Origin of the sequence: Pandoraea pneumonica (assembly GCF_049918595.1) — a bacterium.
In the GTDB taxonomy this organism is placed as follows: Bacteria; Pseudomonadota; Gammaproteobacteria; order Burkholderiales; family Burkholderiaceae; genus Pandoraea; species Pandoraea pneumonica_A.
Window position 1 is genome coordinate 107,520 of the sequence record NZ_JBNCRZ010000008.1, and the last position, 14,416, is coordinate 121,935.

General features: G+C 62.5%; 15 protein-coding genes. 12 read left to right on the top strand and 3 right to left on the bottom strand.

Annotated elements, in window-relative coordinates:
- Positions 1-161: 161 nt before the first annotated feature.
- Both ACPWR9_RS24715 and ACPWR9_RS24720 read left to right on the top strand, forming a co-directional pair.
- Positions 162-749 carry a TetR/AcrR family transcriptional regulator gene (locus tag ACPWR9_RS24715; RefSeq protein ID WP_426301575.1) on the top strand — a complete coding sequence of 196 codons (588 nt, stop codon included), beginning with the start codon at positions 162-164 and terminating at the stop codon, positions 747-749.
- Positions 750-867: 118 nt separating this feature from the next.
- Positions 868-1,377, top strand: a complete 510-nt coding sequence (locus ACPWR9_RS24720) for a hypothetical protein (protein WP_426301577.1) — start codon at positions 868-870, stop codon at positions 1,375-1,377.
- Here the strand turns inward: ACPWR9_RS24720 and ACPWR9_RS24725 are convergent.
- On the bottom strand, positions 1,336-2,031 hold the full coding sequence (locus ACPWR9_RS24725) for an aspartate/glutamate racemase family protein (protein ID WP_426301579.1): 696 nt from the start codon (positions 2,029-2,031) through the stop codon (positions 1,336-1,338). The two genes, ACPWR9_RS24720 and ACPWR9_RS24725, sit on opposite strands and share 42 nt — an antisense overlap.
- A gap of 44 nt (positions 2,032-2,075) precedes the next feature.
- Entirely contained in the window at positions 2,076-2,642 is a 567-nt protein-coding gene (locus ACPWR9_RS24730; protein ID WP_150682070.1) for a helix-turn-helix domain-containing protein, read from the bottom strand.
- A 221-nt stretch (positions 2,643-2,863) separates the two neighbouring features.
- On the opposite strand from ACPWR9_RS24730, the gene ACPWR9_RS24735 reads away from it, so the two are divergent.
- From ACPWR9_RS24735 to mctP, 10 genes are all read left to right on the top strand, one after another.
- Positions 2,864-4,228: an LLM class flavin-dependent oxidoreductase gene (locus tag ACPWR9_RS24735; protein WP_426301581.1), complete on the top strand. Its 1,365-nt coding sequence runs from the start codon at positions 2,864-2,866 to the stop codon at positions 4,226-4,228.
- Positions 4,229-4,274: 46 nt separating this feature from the next.
- Positions 4,275-4,790 (top strand): flavin reductase, encoded by a 516-nt coding sequence (locus tag ACPWR9_RS24740; protein ID WP_426301583.1) that lies wholly within the window; start codon positions 4,275-4,277, stop codon positions 4,788-4,790.
- Between the two features lie 22 nt (positions 4,791-4,812).
- A complete protein-coding gene (locus tag ACPWR9_RS24745) occupies positions 4,813-6,042 on the top strand; it encodes an MFS transporter (protein ID WP_426301585.1) in 1,230 nt (409 codons plus the stop codon).
- Positions 6,043-6,092: 50 nt separating this feature from the next.
- Entirely contained in the window at positions 6,093-7,526 is a 1,434-nt protein-coding gene (locus ACPWR9_RS24750; RefSeq protein WP_426301587.1) for an NAD-dependent succinate-semialdehyde dehydrogenase, read from the top strand.
- Between the two features lie 136 nt (positions 7,527-7,662).
- A complete protein-coding gene (locus ACPWR9_RS24755) occupies positions 7,663-7,878 on the top strand; it encodes a DUF3311 domain-containing protein (RefSeq protein WP_058375371.1) in 216 nt (71 codons plus the stop codon).
- Between the two features lie 2 nt (positions 7,879-7,880).
- Positions 7,881-9,356 carry a sodium:solute symporter family protein gene (locus tag ACPWR9_RS24760; protein WP_426301589.1) on the top strand — a complete coding sequence of 492 codons (1,476 nt, stop codon included), beginning with the start codon at positions 7,881-7,883 and terminating at the stop codon, positions 9,354-9,356.
- Between the two features lie 89 nt (positions 9,357-9,445).
- Positions 9,446-9,934 carry a 6,7-dimethyl-8-ribityllumazine synthase gene (locus ACPWR9_RS24765; protein ID WP_426301591.1) on the top strand — a complete coding sequence of 163 codons (489 nt, stop codon included), beginning with the start codon at positions 9,446-9,448 and terminating at the stop codon, positions 9,932-9,934.
- Positions 9,931-11,124, top strand: a complete 1,194-nt coding sequence (locus ACPWR9_RS24770; RefSeq protein WP_426301593.1) for a M20 aminoacylase family protein — start codon at positions 9,931-9,933, stop codon at positions 11,122-11,124. Before ACPWR9_RS24765 ends, ACPWR9_RS24770 begins: the two co-directional genes overlap by 4 nt.
- A 226-nt stretch (positions 11,125-11,350) precedes the next feature.
- Positions 11,351-11,530: a DUF3311 domain-containing protein gene (locus tag ACPWR9_RS24775; RefSeq protein WP_426301595.1), complete on the top strand. Its 180-nt coding sequence runs from the start codon at positions 11,351-11,353 to the stop codon at positions 11,528-11,530.
- Positions 11,531-13,027 carry a monocarboxylate uptake permease MctP gene (gene mctP / locus ACPWR9_RS24780; RefSeq protein ID WP_426301597.1) on the top strand — a complete coding sequence of 499 codons (1,497 nt, stop codon included), beginning with the start codon at positions 11,531-11,533 and terminating at the stop codon, positions 13,025-13,027.
- 97 nt (positions 13,028-13,124) lie between these two features.
- Here mctP and ACPWR9_RS24785 read toward each other — a convergent pair whose 3' ends face one another.
- Complete coding sequence (locus tag ACPWR9_RS24785) at positions 13,125-14,216, bottom strand: GlxA family transcriptional regulator (RefSeq protein WP_426301599.1); 1,092 nt, start codon at positions 14,214-14,216, stop codon at positions 13,125-13,127.
- Positions 14,217-14,416 lie beyond the last annotated feature (200 nt).

Here is a 14,416-nt window from a genome sequence, read left to right on the forward strand (position 1 = left end):
TTCCCAACCGTACGGTTGGCGGCAGATCACATTACCCACAGTGATTTGACATTTAACCAACCAACTAGTAGATTGGCTGCCATTGAACGTATTCCATCGCGTCGATGGTGAGCTCGGGGGTTATGCCCCCAGCGCCTGTCGACCCAATCGAGTCAAGGACCATGACCGTAGCGCTGTCGCCCCGTGCCACCGAAATCGCCGACCACACCAAGCAGTTGCTGGCGGCAGGGGGATATCACGGGTTCAGCTATGCCGATTTGTCCGAGCGCGTGAACATCGGTAAGGCCAGTATTCATCATCATTTCCCGAGCAAGGCTGAACTGGTGCTCACGGTCGTGAAACGCCACCGAGAGCAGGCCAGTGAGGGGTTGGCGGCGCTCGATCAGCACGTCGAAGATCCGGCGGCACGATTGAGCGCTTACACCGATTACTGGGCGCAATGCATTCGCGATGGCTCGATGCCGATGTGCATTTGCGCCATGCTTGCCGCTGAACTGCCGATGATCCCGAAGGAGATTGCGGACGAAGTTCGCAACTACTTCGACGATTTGACCGCGTGGATCGCGACGGTACTTGCCGCTGGCGTGGCAAAAGGACAGTTCAAATTACGCGATAGCGCACGCGTGGAAGCGCAAACGTTCATGTCCACGGTGCACGGCGCCATGTTGACGGCGCGCGCGTTGGGCAACGCGGAGTCGTTTCAGACAATTTCGCAAGCGGCCATTCGTCGCTTGAGCGCGACGGACTGAATATCGCCCGGTCGAGCATTGAAGGCAGGGTGCTACGGCGCCCGTTTTTTGAATCGTTCAACCATCCAACTAGTTGGTTGAATTTTAGATGATAGTCGTTCAGACGGAGTTACTTGCCATGCCTCATCCCATCTCTACCTTGGGCGCGGGTCATACCGCCATCAGTCTCATGACATTCGCGGCGGGGCTCGTCAGCTTCGTTCGGTATCGGAAGATCGAAAGCACTAGCGCGTCGGGCAAGCTTTATCTGGCCGGGATGTTGATCTCGGTGTTGACGTCGTTTGGTCTGTCGAGCACCGGCGGTTTCAACGCGGGCCATGCACTGGGCATATTGGCGTTGCTCGCGACGCTGGGCGGATTAGTGATCCCGAAAATCGGCTTGCTAGGACGCGCGCGGCCCTACCTGTCCCAATTCGCCTTCGCGTTCAGCTTCTTCCTGCTGATGGTGCCGGGCATCAACGAGACACTGACACGCTTGCCGGCCAGTCATCCGCTCGCCAGCGGCCCGCAATCGCCGCTGGTGCGAGGCGCGCTCACGGCATGGCTTGGCGTTTTCGTCGTCGGGGCTATCGTGCAGTTTCTGTGGCTACGCTCGCAGCGCAAAGTCCACGGCAGCAGCAGCGTGTAAGGCGGTGGTATCGAGCAGTAGCAAGTCGTTGTCTTCGGGCTTCACCAGCAGCGAGATTTCGGTACAGCCGAGGACGATGGCTTGCGCACCGCGCGAAGCAAGTCGCGCCATCACGCCCTGATACGCCGCACGCGACGCGTCTTTGACGATGCCGACACAAAGCTCGTCATAGATCACGCGATGCACCACTTCACGATCGGCGGCCTCCGGCACGAGCACGTCGAGACCGAACTTCTCGCGCAGTCGCGACTTGATGAAGTCCTGCTCCATCGTGAAGGCTGTGCCGAGCAACCCCACGCATGTGATGCCGCGTGCTTTGGCAGCTTCGCCGACTGGATCGGCGACATGCAACAACGGGATGGAAACCGCGTCCTCGATGAAGTTCGCGAGCTTGTGCATCGTGTTCGTGCAAAGCACGACACACTCGGCACCGCCCGCTTCAAGGCGTTTCGCGGCTTGTTGTAGCAGCACGCCAGCATCGTCCCAACGCCCCTCGTGCTGGGCACGCTCGATAGGCCCGAAGTCGACACTGAACATCAGCATCTCGGCTGAGCGCAATGGCCCGAGCTGGGCCTGAACGGCTTCATTGACGATGCGGTAATACTCGGCGCTGGATTGCCAGCTCATGCCGCCGATAAGGCCGATGGTGCGCATGAAATCTCCCTCTGCGACGAGCTTGAAGCCCGTGCGCTGCCAATCTATCGCCGCACCAGCGCGACCACATAAACGCAAGGCTGCTTGCCCGGATTACGGAAGGTGCAGGGCGCGGGTGGTCCAAGCTGAAGGCAGTCGCCTTCCTTCAGTTCATAAGTCAGCTCGCCCTCGTCGAACATCAGCGTGCCTTTCTGCACCCAAATTTGCTGATGCTGGAACGTGAATGCCGACGACGGATACGACACGTTGACGCCCGGCGGCAGCGTGACTTCCAGCAGTTCCAGCATGCCGCCGTTGCGCGGCGACACCGCACGGCGCAGGTAACCCGTCTCCGGGTCTTGCCAGACGAGTTGCTCGTCGGCGCGGCTCAACCGTTCTCCCGATTGTTCAGCGAGCGAGAGCAGCATGGACAGTTGCAGGCCGAATGCGCCTGACAGACGGCCCAGCAACGCGGCCGTCGGCGAGGCGGCGCCTCGCTCGATCTTGCTGATCATCGCCTTCGACACGCCGGAGCGCTCGGCAAGGTCGCCCAGCGACCAGCCGCGAGACTCGCGTTCGATTCGGATGCGATGCGAAATCGCCGGTGTCGGATCGACCATCGGGGGCGCCATGCTGTGATTCCAAAGGTTTCGAGTTGCGAAATTATACAAGCGGCCTCTCGCGCAGACCCGCCACAACGCAACGGTCTTTCTCCTCCTGAACCGCACGTTTGCGCGTTAACCCCAATCTGAAACATTTTTGATCGTAGTCAAACGTCTACTATAGTAAACGGCAACGACGATTCGACAGTAGTCGATTCCGCTTTCCCATTTGTTGCAGACAAGGAGTCAACATGCCCCGTGAAATTCGGCTGAACGCTTTCGAGATGAACTGCGTGGGTCATATTCAGCAAGGTCTCTGGACGCATCCGCGCGATCAATCCACGCGCTACGGCGAGCTTCAGTACTGGGCCGATTACGCGAAGAAGCTCGAGAAGGGGCTCTTCGACGGCATGTTCTTCGCGGACGTCGTGGGTGTGTACGACGTCTATGGCGGTAACGCCGACGCCGCGTTGCGCAACGCCGTGCAAGTGCCGGTCAACGATCCGCTGATGCTCATTCCCGCGATGGCCGCCGCGACGCAGCACCTCGGCTTTGGCGTCACGGCGAACCTCACGTACGAGCAGCCGTTCCTGTTCGCTCGCCGCATGTCGACGCTCGATCACCTGACCGGCGGGCGCATCGGTTGGAACATCGTCACGGGCTACCTCGACAGCGCGGCGCGTGCCATCGGCATCGAAGGCCAGATCGCGCACGACGACCGTTACGACCTCGCCGACGAGTACATGTCGCTGGTCTACAAACTCTGGGAAGGTAGCTGGGACGACGACGCCGTGGTGGCCGACCGTGCGGGTGGTGTGTATGCCGATCCGTCGAAGGTGCGCGTCATTCATCACCATGGCAAGCAATACAAGGTCGACGCGATGCACCTGAGCGCGCCGTCGCCGCAACGCACGCCGGTGCTCTATCAGGCGGGGTCGTCCCCGCGCGGCTGCCAGTTCGCCGCCACGCATGCCGAGTGCGTCTTCGTGAACGGTCAGAAGATGGACGGCGTGAAGGAAATCGTCGACACGATCCGCGCGCAAGCCGTGGCGCATGGCCGTCAAGCCAGCGACGTCAAGGTCTTCATGGGCGCCACGCCCATCGTGGGCCGCACCGACGCCGAGGCGAAGGAGAAGTTCGAGGAGTACCGCCGCTACGTGAGCTCCGAAGGCGCGCTTGCCCACGCGGCAGCGTCGCTCGGCATCGACTTCGCCAAGTACGACATCGATGAGCCGATCGACACCGGCAAGAGCCAGGCCATCGTGTCGAACGTGACCGCGATGACGCGTGCCGCCGGTCCGCAGTGGACGCGCCGCAAGCTGCTCGAGCAGATGGTGCTGGGCAGCCGCCAGACGCCGTGGGTCGGTTCGGCACAGACCATTGCCGATCAAATGATGTCGTGGAGCGAAGCCACCGGCATCGATGGTTTCAACCTGTCGCGCACCGTCGTGCCCGAGTGCTTCGAAGACGTGATCGATCTCGTGGTGCCGCTGTTGCAGGAGCGTGGCGCGTACAAAACGTCCTATGGTGAAGGTACGTATCGCAAGAAGCTCTTCGGCCACGACCGTCTGCCGGCCACGCACAGCGCCGCGCAGTACCGCTCGGGCGCGAAGTAAGCCTGCCGTGAATCGCAACCGTCACGTTTGGAACGAGGTGAACGATATGGACAAGAGCACGGTGGATAAATCGATCTTCCGCGAAGCGATGGCAGGGCTGGGCGCTGCCGTCAACGTCATTACGACCGACGGCCCCGGCGGGCTCGCTGGCTGCACGGCGTCTGCCGTGTGCGCCGTCACCGACGATCCGCCCACGCTGCTCGTGTGCATCAATCGGGCGAGCCGCAACAACGCCGTCATGCGCGAGAACGCGCGCCTGTGCGTGAACGTGCTGTCGGCCGATCAACGCGACATTGCCATGCAGTTCGCGACGAAAGATCTCTCCATCGAGACGCGCTTCGCCAGCGGCGATTGGGACGCGATGGAAACCGGTGCGCCAGCGCTGCGCGGCGCCGTCAGCGTGCTCGATTGCGAGGTGTCGTCGATCACGGAAGTCGGCACGCATACGGTCTTCTTCTGTGAAGTGAAAGCGGCGCGCGCCAGCAACGCACTCGATGGCCTGATCTATTTCGCACGCGGGTTCCACCGCGTCGGCATGGTCGCGCAGTCGGCCAGTGCGTGAGGGCGGACGCGTGATGGACTCAATGACCACCACTCGCCACCATCGCGCACCACGCGGCAAAGTCGCGTCGCTCGCGATCGTGCTGCTGGCGCAGGTGGCGGCGATGGGCGTCTGGTTTTCGTCGACAACGGCTGTCGCGCTCATCAAACGAACGCAGGCGATTGCGTCCGGCGACGAGGCGATGCTCACGGGCGCCGTGCAGCTTGGCTTCGTCATCGGCACCGTGGTGTCGGCAACGCTGGCACTGCCGGACCGATACGACTTGCGCAAGATATTCGCGGCGTCGGCCTTGATGGCCGCGCTCACGACGGGCGCACTGGCGGTGCTGCCGCCGACGGGCCCGCTGGTGATCGCGCTGCGCTTGCTCACAGGAATGTGCATGGCGGGCGTATATCCGGTGGGCATCCGGCTCGTGGCCACGTGGGCGAAAGCCGACCTCGGTCTGCTCATCGGATTGCTCGTGGCGGCGCTGACGCTGGGGTCTGCCAGTCCGCACCTGATCGGTGGATGGCAGCACCTCGACTGGCGCTGGGTCTATCTCGTCGCGGCGATGCTGGCGGTGGCCTCGGGTGTGGCGATTGGTTTCGCGGCCATCGGCCCGAACATCAAGCGGGCCGCGCGCGTCGACTTCTCGAAGGTGACGCAAGCGTGGCGCAACCCGGCCGTGCGGCTGGCGAACCTCGGGTACCTCGGCCACATGTGGGAGCTGTATGCGATGTGGGCGTGGCTCGGGCTGTTCCTGCAATACACGCTGAACTTGCACGGCGTTGCCGACTTCCACGAGAAGGCCGAAGTGCTGACGTTTGCGGTGATTGCGTTCGGTGCGGTCGGCGCGTGGGCCGGGGGGCTGCTCGCTGACCGCATCGGCAGAACGCTCGTCACGATTGGCGCGATGGCGATCAGCGCGACGTGCGCCGCCGTTATCGGTTGGTTGCCGGGCGCACCGCTGGCGATTGTCGTGGGCGTGGCGTTTGTGTGGGGCTTTTCGGTGATCGCCGATTCGGCGCAGTTCTCTGCGGCCGTGGCCGAGCTGGCAGACCCGACATCGGTCGGCACGTTGCTCACTGCGCAGACTTGCGCGGGGTTCCTGCTCACGCTCGCCAGCATCCGGCTGCTGCCCGTCGTGACGGCACATCTGGGCTGGGCTGGTGGCATGGGCATGCTCGCCATCGGACCGGCGCTCGGTTGCCTGGCCATGTGGCGGCTGCGTCAGCACCCCGAATCGCGCCGGATGGCCGGTGGCAAACGATAGCGCGGCGTCGTCTTCTTTCGTTCTCCTCTTCCCGTTTTCGAGACGTTGAAATGTATTCCTACCCTGATATCAAGATGCTGATCGGCGGTCAGTGGCGCAGCGCGCCGGGCCAGCCTGTGACGAACCCCTCCGAAGGCACGACCATCGGTAGGGTGCCGACGGCAACGCTCGCCGACCTCGATGCCGCACTGTCGGCTGCTGAAAAGGGCTTTCGCGTTTGGCGGCGTACGTCGCCCGCACAGCGCACCGAGATCATGCTGCGCGCCATTGCGTTGCTCAAGGAGCGCGTCGAGAGCATTGCCTTCGCTATCTCGCTCGAACAGGGCAAGACGCTGGCGCAGGCGAGGGCAGAAGTGCTGCGCGGCTGCGATCTGATGACGTGGGACGCCAATGAAGGCAAGCGTCTCTATGGCCGCGTGATTCCCGCCGAGCCGGGCATGCGCCACACGGTGGTACGTGAGCCGGTCGGCGTGATTGCCGCGTTCACGCCGTGGAACTTCCCGATGAGCTCGCCCGCCCGCAAAGTCGGTGGCGCGCTCGCTGCGGGTTGCGCGATCATTCTCAAGGCGGCAGAGGAAACCCCGGCCGGTGCTGTGCTGATGGCGCAGGCGTTTCAAGACGCGGGCCTGCCGGACGGCGTGTTCAACCTCGTCTTCGGCGATCCGGCAATGATCTCGTCGCATCTGATCGCCAGCCCGGTCGTGCGCGGCATCACGTTCACCGGTTCGACGCCGGTCGGCAAGCATCTCGCGGGTCTCGCCGCCCAGCACATGAAGCCCGCCATTCTCGAACTGGGCGGTCACGCGCCGGTGATCGTCTGCGACGATGCCGACCCTGAAGCGGCAGCACTCGCCTGCGTCAAAGGCAAGCTCAATAACGCAGGGCAAGTCTGCGTGGCACCGACGCGCTTCTTCGTCCATCGCAAGGTCTACGACGCCTTCGTGAGTGCCTTCGCGCGTTACGGCGGGGCCATTCGTGCCGGACACGCGCTGGAGTCGTCGAGCGATATCGGCCCAGTGGTGAACCAGCGCCGACTTGACGCGCTGCACTCGCTGGTCGACGACGCCGTCGCCCGTGGTGCGCGTGTGGTCTGCGGTGGCGAGCGCAACGACGGCCCCGGCTACGTCTTCCCGTTCACAGCACTCGCCGATGTGCCGTCCGATGCCCGCGCGATGATCGAAGAACCGTTCGGCCCGCTCTCGCTCATCGTGCCGGTCGATAGTCTGGACGACGCCATCGCGCGCGCCAACAGCGTGCCGTATGGCCTCGCAGGCTATGCGTTCACGCGCTCGGCGGCAAACGCGTACCGGCTGGGCGACGAACTCGAAGTCGGCAACCTCGCGATCAATCATCTGGTCTCGGCCGTTTCGGAAACCCCGTTCGGCGGGGTGAAAGACAGCGGCTACGGCAGAGAAGGCGGCACCGAGGGGCTTGAGTGCTACACGCACGTCAAGAGCATCTCTCACTTGATGGAACCGGCGTAACCCGGCGACGGCTCCGACGCGGGGAATCGTACGGGACACGCTTCGCCGCATTCGTGACGCGCCGCACGGCATCGATCGCCATCTGCGATTCGCCGTTCGGCACGACAAGCAAACGGGAACAAACCAGGAGACGCACATGCGGTCCATATATCTATTAGCACTCCTACCAGTATTGGCGGTTTTGGTAGGTCCGTTTTTCGTCAATCGCGTCACGCCGTACGTGCTTGGCATGCCGTTCCTGCTGGCATGGCTGGCAGGGGCGCTCGTGCTCACGTCGATTGTGATGGCCATCATTTTCTATGCCGATCAGGCGCGACTCGCGTCGTCCGATCACGGTGGCGAAGGAGCCTGAGTATGAATAGCGCATTGATCTTTATCTTTCTGGCGGTCGCGCTGGCGCTGTTCCTCGGCATCCGGGCACGGCGCGGCAAGGACATGAGTCTGGAGCAGTGGACCGTCGGCGGCCGTGGCTTCGGTGCGGCCATCGTCTTCCTGCTGATGGCCGGTGAAATCTATACGACCTTCGTGTTTCTCGGCGGCAGCGGCTATGCCTACGGACACGGCGCAGGCGCGTATTACCTGCTGGGCTATGGCAGCCTGCCGTTCATTTTGTCGTACTTCCTGCTGCCGCCGATCTGGCGTTATGCCAAGGAGCGCAATCTGATTTCGCAGCCGGACTTCTTCGCGTCGAAGTACGACAGTCCGGTACTGGGCGTGCTCGTCGCCATCGTCGGCTTTGCGGCGCTCGTGCCGTACCTCGTGCTGCAACTCAAAGGGCTGGGGATTATCGTCAGCGTGTCGTCGTACTCGGCCATTTCGTCAAATCAAGGCGTGCTGATCGGCGCCGTCGTGGTGGCGGTGTACGTGGCGCTGTCCGGCGTGCATGGCTCGGCGTGGACGTCTGTCGTTAAAGACGCGCTCGTCATGTTCGTCGCCGTGTTCCTCGGCCTTTACCTGCCGTACCACTACTACGGTGGGGTAGGCGACATGTTCGCGGCGATCGAAAAGGCGAAGCCCGGTTTCCTCGCCTTGCGCGACGTCGGTGAAAGCCCCGTGTGGATGGTCTCCACGGTGATTCTGTCGACGCTGGGCTTCTATATGTGGCCGCACATGTTCATGGCCACGTACACGGCCAAGCGTGAAGAAGTGCTGCGCCGCAACGCCTTCGTGCTGCCGATTTACCAGTTGATGTTGCTGTTCATCCTGTTCGTGGGCTTCTCGGCCGTGCTGGCGGTACCGGGCTTGACGGGCGGCGATATCGATCTGGCGCTCTTCAAGGTGTCGCTCAAGACGTTCGATCCGTGGTTCGTCGGCGTGATCGGTGCTGCGGGGATTCTGACGGCCCTCGTGCCGGGATCGATGATTCTGATGACGTCCGCCACGCTGCTCGCGAACAACGTGTATCGCCCGCTGCGTCCGAAGTCGAGCGATGCGCATGTGGCCCGTGTGGCGAAGTGGCTGGCGCCGGTGGTCATGGCGCTCGCGGTGTTGTTCACGCTCAACGGCGGGCAGACCATCGTGGCGTTGCTGCTGATGGCCTATGCGTTGGTGACGCAGCTGTTCCCGGTGCTGCTGGCGAGCCTGATCGGCAAGCACCTGATTACGCGTCCGGCGGCGTTCGCCAGCATCATCGTCGGCGTGGCGACGGTCGGTTGGGTGTCGCTCACCAAGAAGTCGGTGGCCGTGCTGTTCCCGTTCTTCCCCGACGCGCTCAAGGACCTGAACGTCGGCATCGTCGCGCTGGTGTTCAACGTGGTGACGCTGGTGGTCGTGACGTTGCTCACGCGCCGCACGGCGGGCGCAGCACGCTTGTCCGCCGATGCGTCCTGACGCGCGCTGACAACTTGCTAATGAAGTGAGCGAGACGCCTGCGCCAACGGGTCACACCGGGTGCGGGCGTCTCGCGTGACAGACAAGCTATGACGAATTCCCTAGAAATTCACCGCATTGCCTTCGTGCAGGCGGGCTGGCACGCCGATCTGCTCGACGGCGCACGCGACGCGTTTCAGACACGCATGACAGAGCTTGGCGTGCCCGCCGATGCCATTCGGCATTTCGATGTGCCGGGCGCTTTCGAGATCCCGTTGTTCGCGAGACGCCTCGCCAAAACCGGGCAATACGACGCCATCGTTGGGGCCGCGTTGGTCGTCAACGGCGGCATCTACCGTCACGAGTTCGTGGCGAAAGCGGTCGTCGACGGCTTAATGCGCGTGCAACTCGATACCGATGTGCCGGTGTTCTCGATGTCCCTGACGCCGCACCACTTTCATTCGCACGACGAGCACTACGGCTTCTTCGACGAGCACCTGCGTCACAAAGGGCGTGAAGTTGCCGATGCGTGCGTTGGCATGCTGCTAGCGCTCGCCAATCTCGATCACGAGCCAACCCAGAAGGAATCTCAGACATGATGCCCTCCAGCGATCTGGACGCACTGCTAGCCCTTGGCAGTGACGAACTGCGCGCCCTGCGCCGGGACTTGCACGCGCATCCCGAATTGCGCTTCGAAGAGCGTCGCACGGCCGATGTCGTTGCCGATTACCTGACGTCGCTTGGATACGAAGTCGATCGCGGGATGGCGGGCACAGGCGTCGTTGCGACGCTGCCGGGGCAAGACCCCACACGCGGCATCGTATTGCGCGCCGACATGGACGCGCTGCCGATTCAGGAAGCCAACACCTTTGACCACGCGTCGTGTCACCACGGTGTGATGCACGCCTGCGGACACGACGGTCACACCACGATGCTGCTTGGGGCGGCGCGTGCGTTGCGAGAGCTGCCGCAACTGCCGGGCTCGGTGCACTTCGTCTTTCAGCCTGGGGAAGAGGGCGGCGCGGGCGCACAAAAGATGATCGACGACGGCCTGTTCGAGCGATTTCCAACGCAAGCCGTCTTCGGCATGCACAACTGGCCGACACTGCCTGCGGGTGAGTTCGGCTTGCGCACGGGGGCCATCATGGCCGCTGGCGTGCGCTTTCGCATCACCATTCGCGGCAAAGGCGCGCACGCCGCGCAGCCGCATCTCGGGCTCGACCCCATTCCGCTGGCCTGTTCGATGGTGCTTCAGTGCCAGACGCTCGCGGCACGGCATAAAGACCCGGTCGCACCGGCGGTCGTTTCCGTGTGCATGATGCATGCGGGAGATACCGACAACGTGATTCCGGACACGGCGGAGCTGCGCGGCACGATCCGAACGCTATCGTCGGAAGTCCTCAATCAACTGCAAGACGGTATTCGCCGTATTGGAGATGGTTTGGCGTTAGCCTCCGGGGCGACGATCGAGACGGAATTCTTCCAGTACTACCCCGCCACGGTGAACACGAAGCACGAGACGGCGTTGTGCGAGCAAGTCATTCGCGACACGTTCGGCGACGCGGCGACCCACGCCGACGTGCCGCCCAACATGACGTCGGAGGACTTCGGCTTCATGTTGGAGGCGAAGCCGGGTGCGTACGTGCTGATCGGCAATGCACCGCGAGGAGAGACCGGCGTTGGGTTGCATCATCCGGCGTACGACTTCAACGACGACATCATCGGTGACGGCGTCCGTTATTGGGTGGCATTGGCGCAGGCGTATTACCAGGCGAAAAGCGGCAATTGAATACGTTGAAAATCGTCAATGCCGATTTCGGTAAATAAAACCAAAATAAAGCGACCGTAATTCGTTATTGAGTTTTAACACGCACAACATCGCATAAAACCCCGGAAACCCGCTGCTGGCGGGCTTTCGGGGGTCTTCAGCAAATCCTACATCGTTCGGCTAGAGTGTATTTACGCGTGATCGACATGCGCCTTCGCCGAATTAAAACAAGAGGAGACTTGCTGAAATGCGGTTATTGCTATTGCTGCCGTTTATCGGTTTGTTGTGGGTGCCGTTCTACAACAGTGAGCTGCCAACGCTCTGGGGATTTCCGTTCTTCTACTGGTACCAGTTCGCCTGGGTACCGGTGACATCGCTGCTGATCTGGATCGTATTTCGCGATGGTCTGAAGAAAGGGGAAGAGTAAATGGGCGCCGCCGGTATCAACTGGACCGCGCTCGCGGTCTTCGTGTTTTTCTTTGTCCTCGTCACCGTCATGGGGTTCTGGGCGTCGCGCTGGATGGCAGGCCCATCGAACAAAGGGGCGCATCTGGACGAGTGGGGTCTGGGCGGCCGTAATTTCGGCGCGTGGATCACGTGGTTCCTCGTCGGTGGCGATTTCTACACTGCCTACACCGTCATTGCTGTGCCCGCACTGGTCTATGCCGTGGGCGCTTACGGCTTCTTCGCGCTGCCTTATACGATTCTCGTCTACCCGATCGTCTTCCTGATCATGCCGAAGCTGTGGCATGCAGCGCACAAGGCCGGTCACGTGACTGCGGCCGACGTTGTCTACGGGCGCTATCAGTCGCGCCCGCTGGAGTTCGCGATTGCGCTCACGGGCGTGGTAGCCACGATGCCGTACATCGCCCTGCAACTGATCGGGATGGAGGTCGTGATCAAGGCGCTGGGTCTGACCGGCGAGCTGCCGCTGCTGGCCGCGTTCGTCATCCTTGCCCTGTACACGTACTCGGCGGGCCTGCGCGCACCGGCGCTCATCGCGTTCGTTAAGGACTTGATGATCTACATCGTCGTGCTCGTCGCGGTGGTTGTCGTACCGGCCAAGCTGGGCGGCTACGGTGCCGTGTTCGATTCGGCGCGCGATGTGTTTGCCAAGAAGGGCGGGGCGACCGGGCTCACGCTCAAGCCGTCGCAATTCCTGCCGTTCGCGACACTGGCGCTCGGCTCGGCAATGGCGGCGTTCATGTATCCGCACACGCTCACGGGGATTTTCGCGGCGAAAGATGCGAACACGATTCGCAAGAACGCCGTGTTCCTGCCTGCCTACACGGTGCTGCTTGGCCTGATCGCGCTGCTTGGCTTCATGGCGTATGCCGCTGGGGTGAAGGTGCCGACCAACAACGACGTCGTCCCGGCGTTGTTCAACGGTCTGTTCCCGAGCTGGTTTGCGGGCTTCGCGTTTGCTGCGATCGCCATCGGTGCACTGGTGCCTGCCGCCGTGATGTCCATTGGTGCGTCCAACCTGTTCACGCGCAATTTCTGGAAGCCGTACGTCAACCCGAATATTACGAACGAGGGGGAAGCGAAGGTCGCCAAGGTGGTGTCGCTGGTCGTGAAGCTGGGCGCGCTGGTGTTCATCCTCTTCCTGCCGACGCAGTTCGCACTGGATCTGCAATTGCTTGGTGGCGTGTGGATCTTGCAGACGTTCCCGGCGCTGGTGTTCGGCTTGTTCGTGGGCTGGTTCGGGGCACGTGCGCTGCTGTGCGGCTGGGCATTCGGCATCGTGTGCGGCAGTTGGCTCGCGTTTGCCGACGGCATCAAGCCGGTGCACACCTTCACGCTGGGCGGCGACAAGTACTCGCTCTACACCGGGTTGATTGCGCTGGCGCTGAACATCGTGGTCGCCGTGATCGCCAATGTCGTGCTGGGCAAGGGTTCGCGCCCGGCGCTGCGTAGCGCATAAATGATCTGAAAGACGTCTGAAGTCGCGACACTGCCGCGTTCACGCGCGGCAGCCCAGTGCCTCACGTGCGGGAGATCCGCCGTGGGGCACTGTCGTTTCAGCCGTCTCTAGTTGCGTCGTTCTGCCGAAACTCACGCGGCGATACGCCGTATCTCGCCCGGAAGTCGCGCGAGAAATGCGCACCGTCGGAGAACCCGCATTCCAATGCAATGTCGGTGATGCTGCGCGTGTCGTGCCGCAACTGCCAACGTCCGTAGTCGAGGCGCATGCTGCGCAGAAACGACATCGGCGAGACACCGAGTGCCTCGTGAAACGCGCGCTCCAGCTGTCGCCGTCCAACGCTGACATAGCGGGCGATGGCATCGAGTGTGGGCGGATTATCGATGCGTTGCTCGATGAAGTGCGCCGCCTGACGCACGCGCACGTCGGCAATGTGCGAGAGATCGGCATAGAAGTGCGCCTGCGGCAGCTTCGCGGGGCGAATGCCTTGCAGCATCATGTGTCGCACCACCTGTTGCGCTTTGGCCTGACCGCAATGGCGGGCCACGAGATACAGCCCCAGGTCGATAGCAGCGGTCGAACCCGCGCACGTAATCAAATCTCCCTCGTCGACGAACAGATGATCGACGACGGCTTTCGTCTGCGTAAAGCGTGTACGAAACGCGTCCAGCACGTTCCAGTGCACACACACCGTGCGTGAGCCAACCAGCCCGGCTTGCGCCAGTGTGAAGGTGCCCGTGCAGATGCCGAGCATGCGCACACGCTTCGCGCTAGCGAGTTGCAGCCAGTCGCGCAATGGCGGCGGCAAGTAGGTATTCGGATAGTCGTTGCCGCCGCACATCGCGATGTAATCGAAGCACGACGGATCGTCCGGCAGCGCGCTCTCGACGTTGATGGCCACGCCCGCGCTCGACTCGCGCGGCAGCCCGTCCATGCTCATCACCCGCCAATGCACGTCGATCTGACGGCTGCGCCCGCCGTGATCGGCCGCCAAACGCAGCACATCAATGAGACCCGCGAACGCTGCCAGTGTGAATTGATGAAGCAGGACGAGACCGATCGACAGCTTGGCTTTCGTGCAGGGTGGGGTGCCCTCGGCGGTGGCGGCGCGCGCAGCATCGCCGACGTCGTCGCCACGGGGCGAGACATCGGGCACCAGCCAACTCGGTGCGTGCGGCGCGGACTTCATTTTTTTTCCGGTCTCCCGTCGGGCGGTTTTGCCGTATTGATAGCGTTTGGGATGTCGCGTTTATACAAGTTTTTGACCGACGCTTGCAAGTTGGCGACAACCCTTGCTCGCTACCATGCATCACAGTGAATCAGTGCAAGTCGCTGATTGCACGAGATGGACGTAATGCTTGCAAGCGTTGGAATGACTGGCCACACCTT

Coding starts and splice junctions, on each gene's coding strand:
- ACPWR9_RS24715 (WP_426301575.1), top strand. CDS start 162: ATGACCGTAGCGCTGTCGCCCCGTGCCACCGAAATCGCCGACCACACC.
- ACPWR9_RS24720 (WP_426301577.1), top strand. CDS start 868: ATGCCTCATCCCATCTCTACCTTGGGCGCGGGTCATACCGCCATCAGT.
- ACPWR9_RS24725 (WP_426301579.1), bottom strand. CDS start 2,031: ATGCGCACCATCGGCCTTATCGGCGGCATGAGCTGGCAATCCAGCGCC.
- ACPWR9_RS24730 (WP_150682070.1), bottom strand. CDS start 2,642: ATGGCGCCCCCGATGGTCGATCCGACACCGGCGATTTCGCATCGCATC.
- ACPWR9_RS24735 (WP_426301581.1), top strand. CDS start 2,864: ATGCCCCGTGAAATTCGGCTGAACGCTTTCGAGATGAACTGCGTGGGT.
- ACPWR9_RS24740 (WP_426301583.1), top strand. CDS start 4,275: ATGGACAAGAGCACGGTGGATAAATCGATCTTCCGCGAAGCGATGGCA.
- ACPWR9_RS24745 (WP_426301585.1), top strand. CDS start 4,813: ATGACCACCACTCGCCACCATCGCGCACCACGCGGCAAAGTCGCGTCG.
- ACPWR9_RS24750 (WP_426301587.1), top strand. CDS start 6,093: ATGTATTCCTACCCTGATATCAAGATGCTGATCGGCGGTCAGTGGCGC.
- ACPWR9_RS24755 (WP_058375371.1), top strand. CDS start 7,663: ATGCGGTCCATATATCTATTAGCACTCCTACCAGTATTGGCGGTTTTG.
- ACPWR9_RS24760 (WP_426301589.1), top strand. CDS start 7,881: ATGAATAGCGCATTGATCTTTATCTTTCTGGCGGTCGCGCTGGCGCTG.
- ACPWR9_RS24765 (WP_426301591.1), top strand. CDS start 9,446: ATGACGAATTCCCTAGAAATTCACCGCATTGCCTTCGTGCAGGCGGGC.
- ACPWR9_RS24770 (WP_426301593.1), top strand. CDS start 9,931: ATGATGCCCTCCAGCGATCTGGACGCACTGCTAGCCCTTGGCAGTGAC.
- ACPWR9_RS24775 (WP_426301595.1), top strand. CDS start 11,351: ATGCGGTTATTGCTATTGCTGCCGTTTATCGGTTTGTTGTGGGTGCCG.
- mctP (WP_426301597.1), top strand. CDS start 11,531: ATGGGCGCCGCCGGTATCAACTGGACCGCGCTCGCGGTCTTCGTGTTT.
- ACPWR9_RS24785 (WP_426301599.1), bottom strand. CDS start 14,216: ATGAAGTCCGCGCCGCACGCACCGAGTTGGCTGGTGCCCGATGTCTCG.